We start from the raw sequence: 22,281 nt of genomic DNA on the forward strand, positions 1-22,281 counted from the left end.
CGGATTAGGACTGCAATCAATCAGTCCAGGTTTGGTGCCGATGCCCCTTTTGGAGCTTTTCTGACCAGTCCGAAATAGGCCAGCATCGCAGCCGTGCTCGTCGCCAAAATAATCAAGCCCAGCGGAACAGCGGTGTCTTCACCCGCAATCCCCACCAGAGGAGCGACCACCGCACCCAGCAGGAAGGGGATAACCCCGAGCAGCGCCGCAGCGCTTCCCGCCATATTGGCCTGGCTCTCCATCGCAAGCGGAAATGCCGCCGTAGAGGTAATGCCAATCGAACATACAAAGAAAAAGAGCGGGATAACCAAAGCGAACAGCGGACCATGGACTAAAGCTACCACTAATACGGCCACGCTTGCAAATAAGGCAACCCATAAGCCAAACAATAAGAAAGTCTGCTCTGATATACGATTCGCCATACGTCCCACCAGCTGCGAGCCTATAATCAAGCTAATGCCGTTTGATCCAAACAGCAAGGCAAAGACAGCAGGCGTAACGCCGTATATATCCTGGTAGATAAAAGGTGTGCCCGAAACATAAGCAAACACCCCGGCGATCATGATACCCTGCGCCAGCATATAGCCGACAAACTTACGGTCACGCAAAAGCATGCCGTAGCTGCGCAGCTGATGCCCGAAGTTGGCCGGCTCACGCCGGTCTGCCGGGAGGGTCTCCTCCAAGCGCCATTTTGTCATTGCAAGTAAGTACGTTCCCAGCACGGCCAGCACGATAAACACACCCACCCATGTCGTGAAGGAAAGAATACCACTACCGGCAATCGGCGCAGCAAGCGGGCCCAAATTCCCTACAAGGAGCAGCAAAGAGAAAAATTTAGTCAGTTCATGACCGCTGTAAAGATCGCGGGCTATTGCCCGTGAGATTACGATCCCTGCGGAAGCAGCAAACCCTTGGGCGAACCGGAACAGGATCAGCAATCCGATATTAGGTGCAAACGAGCATGCTAACGACGAGATGACATATATAGCCATCGAAATCAGCAAAGGATTTCTCCGTCCATAAACATCGCTCAGGGAGCCCATGACAAGCTGGCCTATGGCCAATCCAAGCAAGCAAGCAGTCAGACTAAACTGCACCAGTGAGGCGTTCGTATTGAAATGCTCAGCAATTTGAGGGAATGCCGGCAAATACATATCAATGGTAAACGGACCTAACGTCGAAAATAACCCCAGCAGCAAAGCCAAGCCAACAACAACATTCTTTTTATGGTTTTCTATCATTTTTATTAACTCCAGTCCCCAGTATGATTTCTATTTCTATTTCTACTTCTACTTTCTCTCATCCACTCCCACTCTTAGTTTTGGTCCATCCTTTGCTATTAGGTCATAGAGTTCGCTTTAAGTCAAGAACTATTATTAAAAATTTTAGGAAATGGATCTAAAAAAAGACCACAAAGCTTTCGTTCTCACGAGCTTTGTGGTCTTATTGCCTTCAATGAAGGTAGCAGGAGCGTGTCTACTCTCCTTTTATTATCCTGCGAATCTGTTCAACTGGTGCTTTCGGCTGCCGGTCATAGGTAAGCAGGCCGTTAATCTCCTGCTCCACATCCGTCAGCTGCGTATAGCAGAACCCCTGAATAACCGGTGAAGTGAACATAGGATCCAGCACCGCCTTGAGCCTGTTCAGGAAATCCTCGGTGTTCTCGGCACCTGAATATCCCCAGCCCTCCCACTCGCTTTTCTTGAAGGAGATGCCCCCGAATTCAGAGACCAGAATGGGCTGGCCTTCATATTTAGCGCCTCCTACAAAGATACGTTTGTTAGAAGGCATTGCCTCCAGGGCTGATTCAACGCTGGCATACCGTTCCTTCAGCACTTCCTCCCGGCTTTCATAATCATGAATGGTCACCAGATCCGTGGTCATCTGTTCCCACCGTCATTATAGACAACAGGTCTTGTTCAAGACGCTGGTAATAGGGACGGTTGTTCAGGCAGAATTTCCCTCCCTCAATCGAAACTTTGCGCATGCCGAAATAGGAAGAGACCTCATCGAGCACGGTTTCACCTTGCAGCAATCGGAACTGGATGTCATATAAATTAGTGCTCCGGACTCCATAAGCGGCCGTGCCCATGTTCGGCGAAATCGTTCAGCCCGACTGCCCGGGTTTCGCTGGCCTGCCGCACCGTTTGGACGATGTTGGTGATCAGCTTGCCTTCAAAATAAATTTCGGCCTCCAGGCGAATCTCTTCATTTTCTCTAAACCCATCTACAAAAGAAACGATACGGATTTCATTGCGGTCCACATCCGGGGTCAACTCGACTTTTGACAAGACGGTGATGGTTTGGGAAAATGTCCCTTTGGCGTTCTGCCATTTCTCCTTCTCTCCGATATTGGCATCATCAAAAGCAAACTCCCATTCGCCATTCAGGCACAGCCAGTTCTTCTGCTCAAACTGCGGTCTTGGGTATTCTGTACGTGGAATTTTCAATGTTGTCTGTATCATCCAATCGTTCCTTCTATAATATAGAGGAGGCCGTTAATAACCTACTTTACATAGAAGGTAGCATCCTGCCGGTCCAGATCCGTGGATATCGAGGATATTTCCAGCAAGCCATCCCGGTGCCTCAGATAAGCTCCCGAAATATTATAGGACTCAAAGGAAACTGCCCACGAGTTTGCCAGTCCTGTACGCAGATGCCAGGTGGCATCATTTTTGAACTGGGTCGTGTTATCATTGGCTTCCAGCCATACCTTTCCGTCCTTGTGGCGAAGGAAGTAACCCGGTTTAGAAGCGGATTCTATGGATATTGCCGAGGCATCCGCCAGCCCTTTCACCATTTTCCACTGGGATTCCGCATTGTAGGCTATTTCGCTCTTGACCCTCATTTCGCCGGATACTTCCATATTTCAGAACATATTAAGTTAACTTAGAAATGAGGGACCTGAATAAATAAACAAAGCCAGCTGCCTATAAAGGCAACTGGCTGATAGACTATACTGGGACTTCCCCACGTAAAATGAATCCCGGAAGTTTTAAACCTTAAACTTGCTAATGACTTCTTGCAGCTCCTGAGCCATCTTGCTAAGAGTTTCAGCCGAAGCGGATACCTCTTCCATCGAAGCATTTTGCTGCTGTGTAGATGCGGCCACGCTTTGTGTATTGCCAGCTGACTGCTGAGCTATCGTGGCGACCTCTGTCACCAGCTCCACCATATTTTGCGAACTCGCATTGACTTGCTCGACAATCGAAGACACTTCAAGCGATTCAGCGGCTACTCTCTCAATGGAAGATACGATCTCTTTGAAGGTATCACCTGTTAAATTCACCATGTTAATACCTTCGTCTACAACAGAGGTCCCCTCGTTCATAGAATGGACTGCATTCTCTGCTTCTATTTGGAACTCTTCAATAAGTCCCCGGATTTGACCGGCTGCCGTACCTGTCTGCTCGGCCAACTTTCTAACTTCATTAGCTACAACCGCAAACCCTCTTCCGTCTTCCCCTGCCCGTGCTGCTTCAATAGCGGCATTTAGTGCCAATAGGTTGGTCTGGCCCGCGATCTCGGTTATCAATCCAACGATGTTGCCGATCTCTCTCGTTTTTTCTCCTAACGTATTAACAACGTTCGCGGTTTGGCTAACCGTCCCCTGAACAAGTCTCATTTGTTCAATGGTTTTGTCGACGACCTTGTTGCCGTCACTAGCTTTGTCACTCGCTGTTGCCGTCAACTGAGACACGTATTGAATCGAGGCCGCAGCCTGATCCATGCCTTTTGATATTTCAGTCGTTGCTTGTGTGAACTCGTTAGCGGTACTAACCTGTTTATCCGAGCCTTCGGCAATCTCCTGAATAGAATTCGCTATATGTTCTGCCGTCTGGGTTGTCTGCTCCGCACTCGCCGACAGCTCTTCCGAGGTTGCGGCAACTTGGGATGAATTGAAACCGACCTGACTAATCAATTGACGCAGGTTGGCTGTCATCTGATTTACAGAAACCGACAATTGCCCAAGCTCGTCTTTGGATTTAACAGCCACTTCTTCAGTTAAATTTCCGTCAGCAATCCTTTTCGTTGCAGTCATCAAACGTTTTAAAGGGCTGTGTATGGATCGAACAATTCCAAATACAAGGGCTAGGCCAAGCACGACAGCGATCACAATGACAATCAGGGTCGTTATAAGAATTTGGCTGCTAGCTTCCGTAATTTCATCCATATTGATGGTGCCGACAATCTTCCATCCAGTCAATTCATTGGTTACAAAAACGGCGCGTTTCTGTACGCCATCGGACTTGAAATCAACTGTGCCCGACGCTTGGCTGTTTAGTTTAGCTACATAACCTTCCTTGCTCTCCGTCCCGGCTGCAATAGACGGGTGAACCAAATACTTATCCTCGGAGTCCAGAATATTTACCATTCCGCTCTCACCGAGCTTGATTTTATTTACCTGCTGAGAGAGATTAGTCAAGCTCAGGACCACGCTGACGACGCCCGATCCATCCTCAGCTGCTTTAGAAGGAACAACGATTACTTTGCCGTCCTGACTAACAATAGGGCTGTTTACAAACGTTTTTCCTTTATCCGCCATAGCATTGCTGTACCATGCACGTTCTCTTGGATCAAATCCCTCTGCAAAGGTTTGCTGCGGAGAGTTCAGTAATTTACCATCGCTTGTGGCATATTGGACGTAATCGTACTCTGCTTTTACTGCTTTTATAGGATCCAGCACTTGTCTTAGTTTAGGGCTCTCCGTTCCAGCCACCATTTGTGTATTAACCGTCTTAGACAGATAATCCAAATCTGCAAAACTTGTCTGTATTAGGTTATCCAGATCCGTATTCACCGACTCAACGGTTTGATGGGTGTTCCTCATGAACTGATCTGTAATTGCACTCTTTGCAGACTCGAAGGAAATCCATCCCAAAGCTGCGGTTGGAATCAGCAGTACCGCCAAGAAGGCAAGTGTTAAACGACTTTTAATCGTATTCCATACAAATGTTTTCTTTCCTGACTGCTTGTTCTCTTTCTGTTTCTGTTTCTGTTTCTCTTTCTCTTTCTCCTTCTCTTTCATCGCTTCTGTCTCCCCCCAAGAACCAAATCAGATTTCTTCTCAACCAGCTTATTACCGGCCAGGCAGGCCTTTTGCCCCTAAACTCTCTTTAGGGCTTCAACCCTATCCTCCTATTTCGGCATAAAAGTGATAAATGTTTAAGTTTTTTAATATTTTTTGCGAAAACTATATTTTCATAACCAGCAAAAAAGTCAGCTAAATAATTAAATTTTATCTATTTCCCTTTATGAACTAAAGGAAGTGCCCCAAATTCCAAAGGTCATATAGTCCTATTTTTAAATTGACACCCCTCATATTTATGATATAGTTATGGGGATTTTTCTCAATTTTTCAGGAAGGATATGGATACCCGTTTTAATAGATCCTCCAGATGGCCTACTGCTATTTTTGAGAAAAAGAACTACATTGCACAGGGGGAGAATTCTATTATGATAAGACAGAAATTAAACTCAAGGCCCTTCAGACGAGCGATTGCTGCTGTTGCAGCTCTTCAAATTTTCGGGGCGTCCTTGGCCATGCAGGCTTTCGCTGCACCGCAGACGACCCTATCGCCGAACGGAGTGAAAACTTTAGCTCCGGAGGGTGCAATCCAATCCACTGGCACCTGGAACTTGGGTACACGTGCGGGGGATTATGTATATGTGGCTGGCATGCGGGGGATAGATCCGAAGACGAATACGCTGGTTGCTGATGAAAAAGGCCGGATCCGCCAAGCGTTTCTTAACATGAAGCTCATTGCCGAGTCGGAAGGAGCTTCGCTTCAAGATGCAACCCGTATCGTTGTTTATGTCACCGATATGTACCGTTACCGCCCGATGGTAAATGAAATTCAACAGGAGTTATGGGGAGACGGCCCTTACCCTCCTCGTACGATTATCGAGGTTGACCGTTTGAACCAGGATGATATTGTAGAGGTGGAAGGTACTTTTTATGCTCCTGTCAACAAAACTTCCCATGCAAGCAGCCTGGAAAATGCAGCTGCAGACAGCAAAATTTCTCCAAATGGCGTTGAAATCCTGCACCCCGCCGGGGCGATTCAGTCAACAGGAACTTGGGACCTTGCTGCACGTGCAGGCGATAATATCTATGTTGCCGGTATGAGAGGTATAGATCCAAAGACAAATACTCTGGTAGCTGATGAGGAAGGACGGATTCGCCAAGCATTCCTTAACATGAAGTTCATAGCAGAGTCCGAAGGAGCAACCCTCCGCGATGCCTCCCGGATCATCGTCTATACTACTGACATGTACCGCTACCGCCCGATCGTCAATAAAATCCAGCAGGAGTTATGGGGAGACGGCCCTTACCCTCCTCGTACGATTATCGAGGTTGACCGCTTGAACCAGGATGATATTGTAGAGGTGGAAGGAACGTTCTACGCACCTGACAAGCCAGTTTCGAACGAACAGCCCGCAGGCGAACAGCCTTCTAGCGAACAACCTTCGAGCGGGCAGGCTTCTGGCGGACAAGCTTCTAACGAACAGCCCGCAAGCGGTAAAATCGCTGTTTATGTGGATGGCAATAAACTGAACAACATGCAAGCTGCAGTACAGAACAGTACCGGAGTGCTCGTGCCGCTGCGCAGTGTGTTGAACGCCATGGGCGCAACCGTAACATGGTCGGGAATGAACCAGCCTATTACGGTTACTCAGGGAGAATTGACCGCCAAATTCACTGTGGGTTCAAAGTCAGTTCTGGTAAACGGCCAAATGCAGACCATGCAGGCTGCCGTACAAATTACTAACAACTACGCCATGATCCCAGACAGTCTGATTACTGAAGTATTTGGAGCCGAGGTTAAATGGGATGGAGCAGCGCGTACCCTTAACATTACTTCCAAACACAACTAATTAACTGAAGAGGGTGTCCCTCAGCTCATCTAGGATGGCTTTGGGAACACCCTCTTTTCGATTTGCATAACAGACAACAGACAGTGGTGAATTAGAGCATTTCTGCTGCTTTGTGCGCCTGTTCATCCAGTTTCTGCGCATGGAGAACTACGCTGTCAAATCTGTCCATAGTCACTCGTATCTGATGCTGACTCTCCACAATAGAAGACTGAATGCGGCTAATTCCATCTGAAATCTCACTAATTTCCTTTGTAATGCCGGATATGGTGCCCTGCACTTCGGTAATGGAATTCGACACTTGGTTAGACAGCATGCGTACCTCTGAGGCCACTACTTCAAAGCCTTTACCATAAGGACCGGCATGAGCAGCTTCAATTGCTGCATTTAAGGAGAGCAGATTCGTCTGAGAAGCAATATCCCGGATCGTTTGCACAATCCCCTGGATAGATTTAGTTTGCTCTTTAAGTTCTTTAATTGTAACCGTATTATGCTCGGAAATTTCAGCTATCCTGTCCACGCTAAGCAGTAGTTCCCTGCTTTGGCTAATTCCCTTCTCCGCATGATCGTTTAAGTCCTTAGAGGAAGACATTACTTCGTTAACTACAGTAGATAAACTACACTGACGTTTAGTACTATCCGAAGCGATTTTAATAACGCCCACTACCTTCGATTCCTGCTCGTCAAAGATCGGCATATAGGTCGCTTCCAGCCATACAGATTCACCATGGGCATTTTTCCGTTCCACTTTATTCTGGAAACCTTCACCGGCTAGCAGTAACCTCCAGAATTGCTCGTAAGCAGGAGACTTAACAAACGATTCGAAACAGAAATCACTATGTTGCATATTCTCTATCTCTTCAACGGAATACCCCATCACTTTAGCGAAAACCTCGTTGACATAAGTTACTTTCCGATCAGTGTTAAAACGGATTATGGCAAAGTTCCTCTTCAGCACTCCTAAAATGCTTTCATCCACTAACGTTTGTTGTAACATTTAATAATCGACCCCCAATGTTAAATGAAAGGGCTTAATCCCACACAAGTATCTTTTAGAAGCTTGCCCTGTTAAAAAAGACCCGTTCTGTGTAACCTCTCTATCGCACTCTAACACAAAAGTAAATTAACACACCCATCTATACAAAACATAAACAATAGAGACGTTTCATTAAGCCCGAACCGTTTGATGGGCCTCGCTTGCTAAATATGGGGATAACCTTAATCAGGGTGTCCCTCCGCTCATCTTTGATGACTTTGGGGACACCCTCTTTTTGATTTCTGTAGCAGATAATGGTGAATTAGAGCATTTCCGCTGTTTTGTGCGCCTGTTCATCCCGTTTCTGCGCCTTACAAACCTACTTCTTGTTTCTGGCTAATCTCAGCCAAATAGCTAATATAAGTGCTAATCCGGCATTGCATACAAAGTTAACGAGCAGTGTACGGTCACCCGTACCTGCATACAGCAGTCCGTTCACCAGCAGAGAAGCGGCACATAAAATCAACAACCATTTCAGTGTTGTATTCAGCATTTTATTTCCTCCTCCCGCGTTAATTCAGCACGTCGTCACGCTCAACGTTACGAATGGAGAGATAGGCGATGGCCGCACCAAGCAGCGCCATCCCCACCGGAATGGCCACAATAGAATACAGGCTAAAGCCATCAACGGTCTGGCAGACAATCATTACGACCAGGAACGACGAAACGATGGTTGCCGCCACCGAATGCTTACGCATGCCGAAATACAAGGGAATCAAGCTTAAAAAGCTGGTCGCCACCGCACTCATGATGATCGTGACTAACGTTTTGACCACAAGGAACAAGGTCAAAGGCTCGGTAATAACTGAGGCGAACTGGTTAAATATATAGAAGCCCAAACCCACTACCAGATTTGTCAAAACATCGGCCAAAAATATAAACAGAATGATGACAAGCAGCTTGGCGGCCATAAGTTTCTTCCGGTTGATAGGGTACATAAACAGGACCGTAATGGATTTGCTGCGAAACTCTTCTACCACAAGCCTGGCAAGAAGAACGGCAGCGAATATGATGTAGGTACCCCGGACAAGCAAATCTAGTACAGAAAACATGCTTTCATAGTTCATTATGGGGAAGTTTTCTCTCATTTCCGCATTTAAACTGAAGGTGCACATCAATATAAAAATAACGGCATTCGCAATCAACGCGGCATAAATATAAGACTTTAAACGAAACTTACGCATTTCCAGCTTCATAAGCTTAAGCAACAACGCCACCCCCGTTCAGGATCGAAAGGAAATAATCCTCGAGCGAGCCTTTTTTCCTATGAACAGCCTCAATCTCCACCTCATGCAGCACCAAGGCCTTCATCAGCTCGCTTTGGGGAATCGGGCAGTCATAAATGCGGAGCTCGTGATCTCCGGTAATACGGATATTCGTGAGGTTCAGATGGTTCTCAAGCACATAAGCCGCTTTATGGGTTGAACGGGTCGTGACTTCGATATATTCAGCCGTCTGCTGGGCGATATGGTCCATGGATACCTCCTGCAGCAGCTTCCCTTCATTCATAACCGCAATTGTATCCGCGATCAGCTCGATCTCGGCAAGAATATGACTCGAAATAAGAATTGTAATTCCATACTGTCTGCCTAACATTTTGAATAAATCGCGAAACTCCTTGATCCCTACCGGGTCGAGGCCGTTAATCGGTTCGTCCAGTATGAGCAGCTCCGGCTTAGTCAAAATCGCCCTGGCGATGCTAAGCCGCTGCTTCATCCCCAGTGAGAAATCCTTAACGGATTTCCCTTCAATCCCCTTCAGGTTCACGAGTTCAAGTGCCTCAGCAATGGACTGTTTGTTGTGATAACCCATGTATTCGCAGTGAAGATCCAGATTTTCACGGGCCGTTAATTTTTCGTAAAAGATCGGGTTCTCAATAATGGTGCCCATTCGCCCTAACAGGCGGTATGAATTAGGGGTCAGCTTCTCCCCAAAAATTTCAATTTCTCCTGCTGTCGGCTTGACCAGGTTGGTGAGCATTTTCATGACCGTTGTTTTCCCCGCTCCGTTGGGGCCGAGCAGGCCGTAAATTTCCCCCTGCCGGATGTTCATGTTTACATTCGAAACGACTTCCTTGCCGTTATAAGCCCGGGTAAGCTGTTTCGTTCTTACCGTATAAGTCATCCCTCTATGCCTCCTTTGTTCTCTGTAAGCTTTATTCTAAGGATGGGTTTTGCCTTTTTTCTTACTCGTTCCTTACGAATTTCTTACTTTGAGAAGGAGACCCGTTTTAGCTGGACGGTGAAGGTCGTTTGCTCATAGGGTTTGCTGTAGATGCGGATGGTGCCTTCCTGCGCCTCCACCAGCCTTTTCGTAATGGTCAGCCCCAGACCGCTGCCTTGAAAAGATTTATTGCGTGAGTCCTCGAGGGTATACATCCGCTCAAACACCCGGTCCTGATGCAGCTCGCCGATTCCTTTGCCGCGGTCCCAAACCTCCATATACACAAAGGCATCATCGGCCCGCAAGGTTAATCCGAGCGTTTTCCCTTCTCCCCCGTGCTGAATGGCATTGGAGATTAAATTGTTCAGGACCCTCTCCAGCGCTTCCTCATTTCCCCATACGAGGAGCGGCTTGTCCGGAATTTCTATGCACACCTCAAATCCTTTGACCGTAAGGGTGTCGTAAAAGGCTAATATATTTTTTCTGGAGATTTCATTCATATCAACCGGTGAAAGCGGGATCCGCTTATCTCCCGACTCCAGTCTAGCCAGATCAAAAAATTTATGAATCAGCTCCAGGACCTCGTTGGCTTTCGCGTACACTTTGCTATGCAGGGCCTTCCGTTCTTCTTCGCTTATGTCCGGATGCAGCTGGAGGGTTTCCAGATAACCGAGCACCACAGTGAGGGGGGTCTTTAGATCATGAGAAATGTTGGAGACCATTTTCCGCATCGACTGCTCCATCTTCATGAAACCTGCGGCTCTCTGCTGATTGTGCTCCAGCAGCTGGTTAATTTCGATCAGAACAGGAATCAAAGCTTGATCCGATGTAAAAACGAGCAGCTTCTCGTTAGTCCCGTCAGCTATTATGTTCTTCAACTGATCCCCGATTCGTTTCAGGTTAGCGTTTCTCGCCTTATAAGCATAAAATTGAACCGCAGCGATCACGGCCAAGACAACAACAAGGACAGCAAGAATAATCAGAGCTATAACCATGTTATTGACCATCCCACTTATAGCCGATGCCCCATAATGTCTTTATGTAGCGGGGGTTAGACGGCTCGTCTTCAATCTTCTCGCGCAGCCGGCGGATATGTACATTTATGACATTCTCATCCCCATAATATTCATCGTTCCATATAAATCCGTAAATCTGCGCTTTCGTAAACACGCGATTGGGGTTGGTGGCAAACAGCTTCAGAATTTCAAATTCTTTTGCCGTCAGCTTGAGATCCGTTTCCTTTTTCCTGGCTGAATAATTGTCCAAATCGATAAATAAATCACCGAAATTTAAAACCTTAAATTCAGGAGCCTGATCTTGGGGCGCCGAAGCCGTTTCTGGATTGGAATACAAGGTAGCCCTGCGGATCATCGCTTTAATCCGGGCCGACACTTCAATCAGGGAGAAGGGTTTCGCAATATAATCATCCGCTCCGAAACCGAGCCCCAGCGCCTTATCCACATCGCTGTCCTTGGCTGACATGATGATGACGGGGACAGCACTTTGATTCCGGATTTGTTTGATGACCTCAATCCCGTCGAGCTGCGGCATCATAATATCGACAATAATCAGATCAAAATGATCCTGCCCGAACCGGATTAGTCCATCTCCCCCGTTCAGCGCCGTCGTAACCTCATAGCCTTCTTTCTCTAAATAACCCTGGAGCATTTCGACGATTTGCTTATCGTCCTCAACCAATAACACTTTATAAGCCATGAGACTCTCCCTCTTCTATTAAAAACTTGCCTTTACCACAGCTGCCTCTTTACCCAGCCTCTATTATATACCGCCCTGCAACCTTTATGCTCGGGGGAGGCAGAGACCCAATACGGTTACATGCTCTGCTTGTACTTCTATCCCTCCGCATAGGAATATTTTTTCACAACAAAAAAACGCCCCTCCAAAAAAATTGAAAGGAACGTTTTTTATTTATTGCCAGCCGCCAGCCATTCCGTTTATAACCTTCTATAATAGAAAAAGAACAGCTGAAGCGCTTAACAGCCCTGCTGAAAAAGTTATCCTGTGGAAGACTATCCCCGAGCCTTGGGATGTGGTTTTGGATTCGCTCGACTATACCTCCTGACGAAGGTGAGAAACATGACAAACATTTTTTACGTCGAATATGATGCGGCGCATAACAGCAGTTTTGTTTTTGATATTCCGGAAGGCCATAATTGCTGGCTGTTGGTTATCACCCAGACACCCGCCCAATTCTGGGTGGACGGCAAGCTGAAGGAGTATCCGCCCCACTGTGCTGTGCTCTTTGAACCGCATCAAAAGATCTATTACCGGGCATGCGCCGAACAATATGTCAATGACTGGATCCGCTTTGAAACCGATGAGCCTTACGTGACTGAAACTTCGCTTCCCTTTGGCAGTCCCTTTCCTTTGGACGACCCCGAATATTGCCACAAGCTGTTCCAGCTGCTGGTCATTGAGAACTCGTTCAACAAAGACTACAAAAAATCATCCATTGATTGCCTGCTCAGAACGCTGTTCAACAAACTGCTGGAGTCTTATTTCCGCGAGGAAATTACGCCTCAGCATTACAATCTTCTAAAGCTGCGGTCGGCTATCCATAATAACCCTACCCACCCTTGGACGGTGTCGGAAATGGCAGAAATCCTAAGCATCAGCCCCGGATATCTCCAGGTCATCTACAAAAAATCCTTTGGCCTTTCGTGCATGGATGATGTCATTCACAGCCGGATCCGCTTAGCCAAAGAATATCTCATCCACAGCCCCTACACGGTGGCGGAGATTGCAGACCGGTGCGGGTACCGGAATGTGGAGCATTTCTGCAGACAATTCAAGCAGCTAACCGGTTCCTCGCCCAAGAAATTTAACAAAAGAAACACCGGTTCAGGCGCAGGAACGCCGGGCCCTACCAAGCTTAACCCTTGATCCCGGTCATCGTAATTCCCTGCACAAAATATTTCTGACCGATGAAGAACAATACCAATACGGGAATAACCGTAATCAAGGAAACCGCCATCAGCATCTGAATCTGCGAGGAGCCGAAAGAATTCTGGAAGAACTGCAGACCGATGGCCAGCGTGAAATTCTGGTCGCTGTTCAGATAAATCAACGGAGACATGTAGTCATTCCAGTGGAAGGTCACCGACATGAGGCCGACTGTGATCAGCGCCGGTTTGATGGCCGGCATCAGAATTTTGTAATAAATCTGAAAGGCATTGGCCCCGTCAATATAAGCCGCTTCGTCGAGATCTTTCGGGATCGTTTTGAAGAACTGCCTGAGCAGGAAAATGTTAAATGCGCCGCCTCCAAAAAAGGAAGGAAGGATCAGCGGCTTCAAGGTATCAAGCCAGCCCAGTTTGGTGAACAGGAGATAAGTAGGGACCAGGGTCACCTGGCTGGGGAGCATCATGGTGGCAAGCACGACGGTGAACAATACTCCGCTGTACCGGGATTTAAAACGTGCAAAGCCGTAAGCTACAAAGGAAGCGGACAGCACCGTTCCCAGCGTGGCAAGCACCGTTACAATCAAGGTATTCCATGTATATCGCGTGAAATCTGCATACTGCCAGCCCTGGACGAAATTATCCCATGTGAACGTATTCGGGATGATTTTGGGAGGCAGCGTATAAGCCTCAGACGGGATTTTAAAAGCGGTTGAAAGCATCCAGATAAACGGGAAAATAAAAATAACGGCTATAATCGTCAATACCCCATAACTGAGGCTGGTTTTGATCCGGTCGCTGGTTCTTTTACTTTTATAATAAGCCTCCATGGCTGCACCTCCCAAATTAGTTATCGTAATAAACCCAGTGTCTGGAGGTCCGGTTTACGATTTGAGTGATGATCATGATGACGACAAATAATAACCAAGCCAAGGTGGAAGCGTACCCCATCTCGTTGTATTTAAATCCGCTGTTGTAAATATGCATCATGTAGGTGTAGGTGGAGTAGCTCGGGCCGCCCTCGGTCAGAATGTACGGCTGCATAAAGATTTGGAAACCGCCGATAATCCCCATGACCAGATTAAAATATAACGTAGGCGTTACCAGAGGCAGGGTGATCCGCGTGATTTTTACAAAACTGCTTGCACCGTCAATTTCTGCGCTTTCGTACAGGGCCTCCGGAATATCCTGCAGCCCCGCCAGCGTAATGATGATGGAGTTTCCGATGGTCCAGATCCCCATAATAATGATCGCCGGCATCGCCCACCGGGTATCGCTTAACCAGTTGGGTCCCGTAATGCCGAAGAGAGACAGAAAATAATTGACAAGGCCGAACTGTGCATTAAAGATCCACCCCCAAAGCAGGGTAACCGCAACGCCTGAAGTAATGTAAGGAATGTAAAAGCTGGTCCTGAAAAAACCAACCCCCTTAAGCTTTTGATTAAGCAGAAGGGCAATCAGAAAAGCCGCCAGCAAACTGACCGGTACGGACACAAGCACAAAATAAAGTGTATTCAGCAAAGAGCGGTAAAACAGCGGATCCTCTGTGAAGGCCCGGATGATATTAGCGAAACCGACAAATTGACCGGAGCCGGTCATATCCATATTCGTGAAGACCAAAATGATAGAAAAAACCATAGGGTACAGGGTGAAAATCAAAAAGCCCAAGAGCCATGGCGAGATGAAGAGGAAAAAACGCTTTTCCTCTCTTTTATCGATGCCGTTGATACGCGCCTTCATGTTCTTGCCTCCCTTAAAACCTCTGCTTGAGACCGGATGAGAATAGGAAGGGAGGATCCAGGTATCCTCCCTTTGATAAACCGGGCGTAAATGCCTCGTTACCCTGTTAGCTATTTACTTTGATGGATGGAATCGAGAGCGGATTGAATCTGTGAGGTGTAGGCTTTAGCCGCTTCCTCAGCCGATTTCCCTTGAACCGTAACCTGCTGCCAGGTCTGCTCATAGAGATCACCGGCTTTGGCAATGGAGCCTCCCCAAGGGAAGGTCGTCGCGTCCTGCAGCCCCGTTATAAAGTCCATCATGGAAATATCCGTGCCTTCAATTTTCAGATTGGCAAACGTGCCGTCGGCCGACTCTTTCGCGGCAGGGAGATTAACCTTGCTGTACAGGTCGCCTACCTCTTTATTCAGGGATACCGTTTTAATATAAGCCCAGGCGGCTTCTTTGTTTTTGGAGTCCTTGTTCATGGCAAAGCCGGTCTGGAATTTAATGTTGACGGTTTTTCCGGACGGGTCCTTCGGCGGCATGACGATTCCCCATTTAAAGTTGGAGCCGATATTTTTGGCGATCGTCGATGCTTCAAACAGACCAAGCGGGTACATAGCCGCTTTACCTGCAGCGAACATCTGGTCCATCGGCATACTCTTGGCAGCCGCATCATCCGGCATCGCTTTGGCTTTCACGAGATCGCCGAACAGCTGATAACCTTTAAGGGTGTTTGGATCATCCAGCGTCTGTTTGGTCCAATCCTCGTTATAAGGTTTGCCGCCGTAAATAAACGGTGCGAAGCTTTGCAGAATCCAATGGGATACAATCCCGTAAACCCGGTTAGCGCCTTCCCCCGAGGAAATCTGTTTGGCTGTGGCCGCAAAATCGTCCCAGGTCCAGTCGTTCGTAGGATAGGCGATGCCGGCCTTGTCAAAGATATCTTTGTTGTATGCGATCATAAAATCCGAGGCCGTGGTCGGCATGCCTTCCCGTTTGCCGTCCGGATCCACATACCCTCCGTCAACCCCCTGCGTAAACAAGGCTTCAAGGTCCAATTGGTCCCTTTCAATATAAGGATTCAGGTCTTCAAACCACTTGGATCTGAGCCCTTTCCAGTCCGGGGACATCATGATCACATCGCCGGCATTTCCCGCAGCCAAAGCCGCATCCAGCTTGACATCGATATTATCCGCCGGGAGCCACACTTCATGAACCTTCACTTTCGGGTACAGCTTCTTAAAAATTTTGGTTGCTTCCTTCCGGGATTGGAGCTCCTCGCCGCCGCCCCACCCGAATACGGTGAGGTCACCCGAAATTTCTTTCCCTTGATTAGAGCTGCCCGAAGGGTTCTCCTCCGCCTGTTGATTTCCTCCACCGCAAGCAGTAAGAGCTGTCATCAAAGCCCCGATCAGCAGAATGGCCAAAAATCTTTTCATATGCATCCCCCTTTGTACTCATGCCCATGGCAAGTGTTGAAACCAAACGAATAACATAAAGTCCTAACTGGAACCGAAAAAACGGGAAAATATTATTGATCTATTATTATTTATACTCGAGATCTTCAGGTCTCCCCCTATCTGCCGACAAGTTTAATGGGTACAGCAAAATAGCGCTCACCTCCTAATCTGCACACAGATACCGGTTGAATTTATTAGTGATAGCGTTTTCATTTATTATTTTAAAAGTAAGCCTTCTGACCTTTGGATGCAATGACATATCCTCATGGATTATTGATCTATAGTCAGATTATTCATTTCGACAATAATAGCGGAAATTTGATACTCACAAAAAAAGACGACTCTGAATTCCGCTTATTGTGCTGATTAGAGTCGCCCTAAAATAGTCGCTGTCCGCTTAGACAACGTTTACTGTTAAACCTGATCAGCGGCGGCTGATTGCAGCAGCTCGCTTACCGTAACACAACTAAATCCTTCCGCTGCCAGCTCTTGCGCCAAAATCCGCACGGCTTCAACGGTCTGGGAACGCTCGCCATAACCGTCGTGGAATAAGAAAATGCTTCCGCTCTCCACGGTTAGCCGGGTCTGATCCACGATAAAGCTTACTCCGGGCTGCTCCCAGTCCTTGGCTTCCCCATTCACGCATCCTATGGATGTATAGCCCATTTCTGCCGCAAGGGCGATAATTTCAGGTGTGGCCGCAAAATAGGGGGGCCTGAAATGGGAGGCCTGTTTCCCTGTCACCTGCCTAATCCGGCTATCTGCAAGCTCCAGTTCGGTACGAACTTCCTCAAGTGTCAGCTTGGTAAGATCAGGATGGGAATAAGTATGATTCGCGATTTCATGCCCTGCAGCATGAACCTCTGCTGCCAGATTCCCGTAAAGTTCGATCTGGCGACCGATCATGAAAAACGTCGCATGGCCATTAACCTCCCGGAAGATATCCATGATCTGCCTTGTAAAAAGCGGATCAGGCCCGTCGTCAAAGGTGAAGGCAACCGCTTTTCCCCGTGTGGGAACTTTATTGATCAAACTTATTTCAGCCATACGGCACTTCCTTATTCAAAATTTTGCAGTTGCAGATGCCTGCACGGCCTTTTCCCACTTGGAGCCCGCCGGATGGGGGCACTCTTTCCCCGCAAGCTTCCCGCTGACTTCCACCAGGCATCCGCAATAACTGCAAGTTGTTCCGTATACCAGTGACGGGCACTTCCGGCAAACCGCTAACCGGGTTTGATAAACGGTCTCGCCAACAAAACTGAAGCCCTTGCCCTCCATCCCTGCCAGGAGTTTTTGGATTTGGGCTTCCGTAACCCATACATCCGCCGAGCAGCCTTTACATATCTGATTCGCGGCCATACGGCTAGGACCGCAGCGTCAGCACAACAACGGAGGCCGGAGGCAGTACAGCGGATAATCCGTTTGCACTCACTTCCTGGAGCCCCTCAAAAGCCAGAGGTTTCACCGTTTCCGGCTGGCTAAAGGTATTGTGCGCATTCATGTCGTTATGGGTAAGCACACGTCCGCTGACCTCAGGAATTCCGGCTAAACCCCTCAGCTGAAGCGAGACGGCAGCCTCACGGTTAGGATCAAGATTGCAGAGGCTGATGTCCAGGGTTCCGTCCGCGCGTTTGGATGCAGATGCGCTGATCTGCGGGATCGACTCGTCCCCCAAGGTATATTCGCCCGTATCCAAATGAAGCGACAGTGCTTCTGCATCCTGGTGGACCTTAAACATTTCAAACACATGGTAGGTGGGAGTCAGCAGCATCTCGGCGCCTTCTGTCAGAATCATGGCCTGCAGGACGTTGACCGTCTGCGCGATATTCGCCATATGGACACGGTCGCAGTGCCGGTGGAAGACGTGGAAATGCAGACCTGCTACAAGAGCATCGCGCAGCGAATTTTGCTGATAAAGAAAACCGGGATTTGTTCCGGGTTCTACCTGGAACCACGTCCCCCACTCGTCAACAATGAGGCCAACCCGTTTCTTTGGATCATGCTGGTCCATGATTGCTTTGTGGCGGGTAATCAGTTCGTCCATCCGGAGCGCCAGCTGCATCGTTTCAAACCATTCCGCTTCGTCAAAGCCGGTCGCCGGACGTTTGACCTCAAATCCTCCAGGCACGGTATAGTTGTGAAGACTGAGACCGTCCATATACCCGCCGGCTTCACGCATCAGCGTCTCCGTCCAGTTATAGTCATCCGAATTCGCCCCGCCGGCTATCTTGTAGACGCGGTTGTCGCCATAGTTTCGTACGTAAGTCTGAAATCTGCGGTATTCATCAGCATAATAGGCAGGACGCATGTTCCCCCCGCAGCCCCAATTCTCGTTTCCGACGCCAAAATATTTCAGCTTCCACGGCTTCTCGCGCCCGTTGGCCTTTCGCCAGTCGGCCATTGGCGATTCACCGTCAAAGGTCATGTATTCGACCCACTCCTGCATTTCCTGAACGGTACCGCTGCCCACATTTCCGCAAATATAAGGCTCCGTGCCGAGCAGCTCGCACAGGTCCAGAAATTCATGGGTGCCGAAGTGGTTATTCTCCACCACACCGCCCCAATGCGTATTCACCATACGTTTGCGCTGTTCCCTTGGCCCTATGCCGTCCTTCCAGTGATATTCGTCGGCGAAGCAGCCGCCGGGCCAGCGCAGGACCGGGATGCTTAAGTTTCTAAGCGCCTCAAGAACATCGTTCCGGATCCCCCGGGTATTGGGAATCGGCGAATCCTCGCCTACCCAGATCCCTTCATAAATGCAGCGCCCTAAATGTTCTGCAAAATGCCCGTAGATATGGCGGCTGATGGTACCTGTCGACTGATCGGCATTAACGGTAATGGTAGTGTTCATAGATAAGTCTCCCTTCAGGATCTACTGTTCGATTTGCTAGTTATCTATGTGGATAGCTATAGGCTAACGGCACCTTATCCCTTGACTGCACCGGCGATCATACTCTTCTGTACCTGTTTGTTGAGCAGCAAATAAATAATAATCGTTGGAATCGTGGTGATCATAAGCCCCGCCCCGATAATTCCCCACTGGGTGATGTAGGTTCCGACCATCGACATCATCCCGACTGTCAGCGTCTGCATAGACTCTTTATTAATAAAGGTCACGGCAAACATCAGCTCGTTCCAGCAGGAAAGAAACGTAAAGATGGCGACCGTCGATATCGCCGGACGAACAAGCGGCAAAATGATGGAAAAGAACGTTCTGTAAATGCCGCACCCGTCTATAACGGCGGCTTCCTCAAGCTCCCGGGGAACCCCCCTAAAGAAGCTGCCGAGAATAAACACGGCCATCGGGATACCGAAGGCAACATAAGGAATAATCAAAGACCAGTAGCTGTTCAGCAGACCTAAATTTTTTAATACCATAAACAAGGGCAGCAATGCCGCATGAATCGGCACCATCATACCCAGAAGGATAATGGTCAGCGTTAAACCGCTTAATTTCCAGTTCATTCGGGTAATGGCATAACCGGTCATCGACGACAGGATGAGAACAAGAATAATCGATACGGCAGTCACAAATACGCTGTTAAAGAAATAAGTCAAGACATGCCCTTCCGACAGTGCCTTCGCATAGTTGCTCCAAAGGAACTGTTTAGGAAGGTTCGCCACATCACCGCTGAAGATTTCACTGTTATCTTTAAGTGAGAAGAAGGCCAGCCAAATGAGCGGATAGATCTGTGTAATCGCAACAAGAATTAAAAACGCCTGCAGCAGAATAGTTCCTATGGGTATGGTTCTTTTCGGTAACGCCATTTCAGCCGTACTCACTACTCTCCCCCCTACTCTGTTTTGATGAATTTATTGATGATCAAAGTAACTACCAGGCATTCAAGGATAATGAAGACCGAGATGGCACTGCCATAACCATATCGGTAAGTATCAAAAATCGTTGTGTACATTAAGGTACTCGGCACTTCCGTGGTGAAGAAAGGCCCGCCGCCCGTCAGCACATAAATCAGATCGAATACTTTAAATGCACCAATGACGGAGAATACAAGGCATACTTTAAGGACCGGCTTCATTAACGGAATGGTGATTAAAAAGGCTGTCCGCACTCGGGAAGCCCCGTCAATCTTGGCCGCTTCAAAAATATCCTGCGAAATTGACTTCGCTCCCGCATACATCAGCAGCATGTGATACCCGATATACTGCCATAGAGTCGGGATAAACGAGGCAATCAGCGCCGTTTTCTTCTGTCCAAGCCAGTCCTGGGCCAAATGGGAGAGCCCCACATTTTCCAGCAGAGTGTTCAGAAGTCCATAGTCTGCATTATAGATTTTAGACCACAGCTGCGCGATTACTACGGTTGAAATCAATACCGGTATGAAATAAACCGTGCGGTAAAAGCCCTCTCCTTTAACGTTCGATGCTAATATAAGGGCCAGCAAAAGAGATAAAGGCAGCTGGATGAAGATAGAAGCGGCTGCAAACAGCAGCGAATTTTTCATGGAATTCAGGGCTCTCGAATCCGTAAACAATTCCACGTAGTTATGGAACCCGATATACGCTCCTTTGCCGACGCCATTCCAATCCAGCAAACTATAATAACTCGAAACGAAGATCGGAACCAAAACAATCGCACAAAAGATAAGGAGGGTAGGAAGAACAAATATCGTTATGGCTGTTTTATTTGAAAATACAGAATTCATCATCGTCCTCCTCTCAAAGATGTGATCAGGAAAAGCTCCTGACCACATCTTGTTTAGGTTTATTCCATGACTAGAGGTTCAGCTCTGTCGGCTGAAGCTGGGCCATCTGTTTGCAGAATTCCTCAGGCGTGATGTCGCCTGCCAGAAGCTGCGCAATCAAGTTCTTATGGGTTTCAGCGGATTCGGCCGGGAGAATGTTATCCCACCAAGCGATAAACGAAGTTGCGGTCTTCATAATTTCTGCACTGGACAGGTCCAGCGAGGACAAGCCGGAAGTATCGAGCCCGTCCGTTTTCCAGCTTGGAAGTCCTGCTCCGGCCAGATAACCCTGCGTGCCGAGCTGCTCGCTCAGGTATTTCAGGAACTCGGCTGCTTCTTTAGGGTGTTTGGTGGTGCTGCTGATATAGAAGCCGTCGACGGCACCGCCGAAAATTTCGGTGTTTGTTCCTTTACCGTCTTCAAAGACCGGGAACGGAATGACTTTAACCTTGCCTTTGGCGGCGGAGGAAGGATCTTCAATACCTGCATTTACCCAGTTGGCCTGAACCATCATAGCCCCATTCCCGGCATTAAAGGCGCCCAGCATTTCATCATAGCTCATGCTGAACATGCTGCTGTTGAATGCGCCAGCTTTGGCCAGCTCCTGCATTTTTGCCGCTGCGGCTACAAAATCCGGAGAATTCCATTTCGACGGATCTTTGAACGCCTCTTTAACCGCCTCATTTCCGGCCTGGCGCATCGCAATGATGTCGTACCAGTACATGCCCGGCCAGCGGTCTTTTTCCCCGATTAACGCCGGCGTGATTCCCGCCGCTTTCAGCTTATCCACGGCATCCAGCAGTTCCTTATAGGTTGTCGGGAGTTTGGCGCCTGCTTTATCAAACAATTCGGTATTCACGTAAAGGTTCGCAATATGGGTATAGACGGGCAGGGTATAAATTTTTCCGTCATTCTCGATTGCTTCCGCCATGCCCGGTCCCAGTTTAGCCTTGAGATCATCCGTCAGATAACTCGAGATGTCGAGGACATTGCCGGATTTGATGTAAGGCTCCATAAAACTTCCTCCGCCCATACCGTAAAAAACATCAGGAGCTTCGCCGGCGGCAATTGAAGTTTTGATCTTGGTCTTATACTGCTCGCCTGTAGTCCCCGTCCGTTCAATCTGAATGTCCGGATGGTCGCTGTTCCATTTGTCAATAATCGTCGGCAGCAGCTTCGCAGTAGGATCTGTGTTGCCTACGGATTGATCCCAAAGGGTCAACTTAATGGATCCGCTTTCATTTGATTGCGCGCCATTCGAAGATGATCCGGACGAACACGCAGCGAGGCTGCCTGCCAATCCTACAGCCAAAATGACACCCATCGTTCTTTTTAATAACGCTTTCATTATTGAACCTCCCCATGAATGTTTGCTGTTTCTATAAGGAATTTTAGGG

23 protein-coding genes are annotated in these 22,281 nt (G+C 48.1%); 2 read left to right on the forward strand and 21 right to left on the reverse strand.

The features are described 5' to 3' along the window. Positions 1-20: 20 nt before the first annotated feature. The 6 genes from AWM70_RS12330 to AWM70_RS12350 all read right to left on the reverse strand — a co-directional run bounded on the left by AWM70_RS12330 (position 21) and on the right by AWM70_RS12350 (position 5,029). On the reverse strand, positions 21-1,241 hold the full coding sequence (locus AWM70_RS12330; protein WP_068696795.1) for a multidrug effflux MFS transporter: 1,221 nt from the start codon (positions 1,239-1,241) through the stop codon (positions 21-23). 235 nt (positions 1,242-1,476) lie between these two features. After that, the gene (locus AWM70_RS24380) at positions 1,477-1,884 is read right to left on the reverse strand and encodes a hypothetical protein (protein ID WP_068696797.1); all 408 of its coding nucleotides are present in this window, start codon (positions 1,882-1,884) and stop codon (positions 1,477-1,479) included. Beyond that, positions 1,856-2,092, reverse strand: coding sequence for a hypothetical protein (locus AWM70_RS24385; protein WP_237167702.1), 237 nt, complete (start codon positions 2,090-2,092; stop codon positions 1,856-1,858). Before AWM70_RS24385 ends, AWM70_RS24380 begins: the two co-directional genes overlap by 29 nt. Beyond that, positions 2,058-2,465, reverse strand: a complete 408-nt coding sequence (locus AWM70_RS24390; protein ID WP_068696799.1) for a hypothetical protein — start codon at positions 2,463-2,465, stop codon at positions 2,058-2,060. Before AWM70_RS24390 ends, AWM70_RS24385 begins: the two co-directional genes overlap by 35 nt. A gap of 41 nt (positions 2,466-2,506) precedes the next feature. Next, positions 2,507-2,848 (reverse strand): AbfB domain-containing protein, encoded by a 342-nt coding sequence (locus AWM70_RS12345; RefSeq protein WP_068696800.1) that lies wholly within the window; start codon positions 2,846-2,848, stop codon positions 2,507-2,509. 147 nt (positions 2,849-2,995) lie between these two features. Beyond that, positions 2,996-5,029 carry a methyl-accepting chemotaxis protein gene (locus tag AWM70_RS12350; RefSeq protein ID WP_083180273.1) on the reverse strand — a complete coding sequence of 678 codons (2,034 nt, stop codon included), beginning with the start codon at positions 5,027-5,029 and terminating at the stop codon, positions 2,996-2,998. A 428-nt stretch (positions 5,030-5,457) separates the two neighbouring features. Here AWM70_RS12350 and AWM70_RS23110 point away from each other — a divergent pair, with 428 nt between their 5' ends. Then, entirely contained in the window at positions 5,458-6,879 is a 1,422-nt protein-coding gene (locus AWM70_RS23110) for a Rid family hydrolase (RefSeq protein WP_099093084.1), read from the forward strand. 91 nt (positions 6,880-6,970) lie between these two features. Here the strand turns inward: AWM70_RS23110 and AWM70_RS12360 are convergent, their stop codons facing one another. The 6 genes from AWM70_RS12360 to AWM70_RS12380 form a co-directional block, all read right to left on the reverse strand. Continuing rightward, entirely contained in the window at positions 6,971-7,873 is a 903-nt protein-coding gene (locus AWM70_RS12360; protein WP_068696802.1) for a methyl-accepting chemotaxis protein, read from the reverse strand. Between the two features lie 358 nt (positions 7,874-8,231). Next, complete coding sequence (locus tag AWM70_RS23480) at positions 8,232-8,405, reverse strand: hypothetical protein (RefSeq protein ID WP_169823438.1); 174 nt, start codon at positions 8,403-8,405, stop codon at positions 8,232-8,234. Positions 8,406-8,424: 19 nt separating this feature from the next. After that, on the reverse strand, positions 8,425-9,108 hold the full coding sequence (locus AWM70_RS12365) for an ABC transporter permease (RefSeq protein WP_335582132.1): 684 nt from the start codon (positions 9,106-9,108) through the stop codon (positions 8,425-8,427). 4 nt (positions 9,109-9,112) lie between these two features. After that, positions 9,113-10,036: an ABC transporter ATP-binding protein gene (locus AWM70_RS12370; protein WP_068696808.1), complete on the reverse strand. Its 924-nt coding sequence runs from the start codon at positions 10,034-10,036 to the stop codon at positions 9,113-9,115. A gap of 83 nt (positions 10,037-10,119) precedes the next feature. Then, positions 10,120-11,070 carry a sensor histidine kinase gene (locus AWM70_RS12375; RefSeq protein ID WP_068696810.1) on the reverse strand — a complete coding sequence of 317 codons (951 nt, stop codon included), beginning with the start codon at positions 11,068-11,070 and terminating at the stop codon, positions 10,120-10,122. Position 11,071: 1 nt separating this feature from the next. Beyond that, positions 11,072-11,791, reverse strand: a complete 720-nt coding sequence (locus tag AWM70_RS12380; protein ID WP_068696813.1) for a response regulator transcription factor — start codon at positions 11,789-11,791, stop codon at positions 11,072-11,074. A 381-nt stretch (positions 11,792-12,172) separates the two neighbouring features. Here AWM70_RS12380 and AWM70_RS12385 point away from each other — a divergent pair, with 381 nt between their 5' ends. Continuing rightward, complete coding sequence (locus AWM70_RS12385; RefSeq protein WP_068696815.1) at positions 12,173-12,979, forward strand: helix-turn-helix transcriptional regulator; 807 nt, start codon at positions 12,173-12,175, stop codon at positions 12,977-12,979. On the opposite strand, the gene AWM70_RS12390 is transcribed toward AWM70_RS12385, so the two are convergent. The 9 genes from AWM70_RS12390 to AWM70_RS12430 all read right to left on the reverse strand — a co-directional run bounded on the left by AWM70_RS12390 (position 12,969) and on the right by AWM70_RS12430 (position 22,232). Continuing rightward, entirely contained in the window at positions 12,969-13,826 is an 858-nt protein-coding gene (locus tag AWM70_RS12390; RefSeq protein WP_068696817.1) for a carbohydrate ABC transporter permease, read from the reverse strand. The genes AWM70_RS12385 and AWM70_RS12390 overlap by 11 nt on opposite strands. A 16-nt stretch (positions 13,827-13,842) precedes the next feature. Further along, on the reverse strand, positions 13,843-14,736 hold the full coding sequence (locus tag AWM70_RS12395) for a carbohydrate ABC transporter permease (protein WP_068696819.1): 894 nt from the start codon (positions 14,734-14,736) through the stop codon (positions 13,843-13,845). A 110-nt stretch (positions 14,737-14,846) separates the two neighbouring features. Continuing rightward, entirely contained in the window at positions 14,847-16,160 is a 1,314-nt protein-coding gene (locus tag AWM70_RS12400) for an ABC transporter substrate-binding protein (protein WP_068696821.1), read from the reverse strand. A gap of 435 nt (positions 16,161-16,595) precedes the next feature. Next, entirely contained in the window at positions 16,596-17,228 is a 633-nt protein-coding gene (locus AWM70_RS12405) for a polysaccharide deacetylase family protein (RefSeq protein ID WP_068696823.1), read from the reverse strand. A gap of 15 nt (positions 17,229-17,243) precedes the next feature. After that, positions 17,244-17,540: a DUF6171 family protein gene (locus AWM70_RS24395; protein ID WP_068696825.1), complete on the reverse strand. Its 297-nt coding sequence runs from the start codon at positions 17,538-17,540 to the stop codon at positions 17,244-17,246. Between the two features lie 4 nt (positions 17,541-17,544). Then, positions 17,545-19,032: an alpha-N-arabinofuranosidase gene (locus tag AWM70_RS12415; RefSeq protein WP_068696827.1), complete on the reverse strand. Its 1,488-nt coding sequence runs from the start codon at positions 19,030-19,032 to the stop codon at positions 17,545-17,547. Positions 19,033-19,106: 74 nt separating this feature from the next. Continuing rightward, positions 19,107-19,964 carry a carbohydrate ABC transporter permease gene (locus tag AWM70_RS12420; RefSeq protein WP_206093344.1) on the reverse strand — a complete coding sequence of 286 codons (858 nt, stop codon included), beginning with the start codon at positions 19,962-19,964 and terminating at the stop codon, positions 19,107-19,109. Between the two features lie 11 nt (positions 19,965-19,975). Then, entirely contained in the window at positions 19,976-20,848 is an 873-nt protein-coding gene (locus AWM70_RS12425; protein WP_237167703.1) for a carbohydrate ABC transporter permease, read from the reverse strand. Positions 20,849-20,915: 67 nt separating this feature from the next. Continuing rightward, positions 20,916-22,232, reverse strand: a complete 1,317-nt coding sequence (locus tag AWM70_RS12430; RefSeq protein WP_068696831.1) for an extracellular solute-binding protein — start codon at positions 22,230-22,232, stop codon at positions 20,916-20,918. Positions 22,233-22,281: the final 49 nt, after the last annotated feature.

Origin of the sequence: Paenibacillus yonginensis, assembly GCF_001685395.1 — a bacterium.
Taxonomy (GTDB): Bacteria; Bacillota; Bacilli; order Paenibacillales; family Paenibacillaceae; genus Fontibacillus; species Fontibacillus yonginensis.

Coding starts and splice junctions, on each gene's coding strand:
- AWM70_RS12330 (WP_068696795.1), bottom strand. CDS start 1,241: ATGATAGAAAACCATAAAAAGAATGTTGTTGTTGGCTTGGCTTTGCTG.
- AWM70_RS24380 (WP_068696797.1), bottom strand. CDS start 1,884: ATGACCACGGATCTGGTGACCATTCATGATTATGAAAGCCGGGAGGAA.
- AWM70_RS24385 (WP_237167702.1), bottom strand. CDS start 2,092: ATGGGCACGGCCGCTTATGGAGTCCGGAGCACTAATTTATATGACATC.
- AWM70_RS24390 (WP_068696799.1), bottom strand. CDS start 2,465: ATGATACAGACAACATTGAAAATTCCACGTACAGAATACCCAAGACCG.
- AWM70_RS12345 (WP_068696800.1), bottom strand. CDS start 2,848: ATGAGGGTCAAGAGCGAAATAGCCTACAATGCGGAATCCCAGTGGAAA.
- AWM70_RS12350 (WP_083180273.1), bottom strand. CDS start 5,029: ATGAAAGAGAAGGAGAAAGAGAAAGAGAAACAGAAACAGAAACAGAAA.
- AWM70_RS23110 (WP_099093084.1), top strand. CDS start 5,458: ATGATAAGACAGAAATTAAACTCAAGGCCCTTCAGACGAGCGATTGCT.
- AWM70_RS12360 (WP_068696802.1), bottom strand. CDS start 7,873: ATGTTACAACAAACGTTAGTGGATGAAAGCATTTTAGGAGTGCTGAAG.
- AWM70_RS23480 (WP_169823438.1), bottom strand. CDS start 8,405: ATGCTGAATACAACACTGAAATGGTTGTTGATTTTATGTGCCGCTTCT.
- AWM70_RS12365 (WP_335582132.1), bottom strand. CDS start 9,108: ATGAAGCTGGAAATGCGTAAGTTTCGTTTAAAGTCTTATATTTATGCC.
- AWM70_RS12370 (WP_068696808.1), bottom strand. CDS start 10,036: ATGACTTATACGGTAAGAACGAAACAGCTTACCCGGGCTTATAACGGC.
- AWM70_RS12375 (WP_068696810.1), bottom strand. CDS start 11,070: ATGGTTATAGCTCTGATTATTCTTGCTGTCCTTGTTGTTGTCTTGGCC.
- AWM70_RS12380 (WP_068696813.1), bottom strand. CDS start 11,791: ATGGCTTATAAAGTGTTATTGGTTGAGGACGATAAGCAAATCGTCGAA.
- AWM70_RS12385 (WP_068696815.1), top strand. CDS start 12,173: ATGACAAACATTTTTTACGTCGAATATGATGCGGCGCATAACAGCAGT.
- AWM70_RS12390 (WP_068696817.1), bottom strand. CDS start 13,826: ATGGAGGCTTATTATAAAAGTAAAAGAACCAGCGACCGGATCAAAACC.
- AWM70_RS12395 (WP_068696819.1), bottom strand. CDS start 14,736: ATGAAGGCGCGTATCAACGGCATCGATAAAAGAGAGGAAAAGCGTTTT.
- AWM70_RS12400 (WP_068696821.1), bottom strand. CDS start 16,160: ATGAAAAGATTTTTGGCCATTCTGCTGATCGGGGCTTTGATGACAGCT.
- AWM70_RS12405 (WP_068696823.1), bottom strand. CDS start 17,228: ATGGCTGAAATAAGTTTGATCAATAAAGTTCCCACACGGGGAAAAGCG.
- AWM70_RS24395 (WP_068696825.1), bottom strand. CDS start 17,540: ATGGCCGCGAATCAGATATGTAAAGGCTGCTCGGCGGATGTATGGGTT.
- AWM70_RS12415 (WP_068696827.1), bottom strand. CDS start 19,032: ATGAACACTACCATTACCGTTAATGCCGATCAGTCGACAGGTACCATC.
- AWM70_RS12425 (WP_237167703.1), bottom strand. CDS start 20,848: ATGATGAATTCTGTATTTTCAAATAAAACAGCCATAACGATATTTGTT.
- AWM70_RS12430 (WP_068696831.1), bottom strand. CDS start 22,232: ATGAAAGCGTTATTAAAAAGAACGATGGGTGTCATTTTGGCTGTAGGA.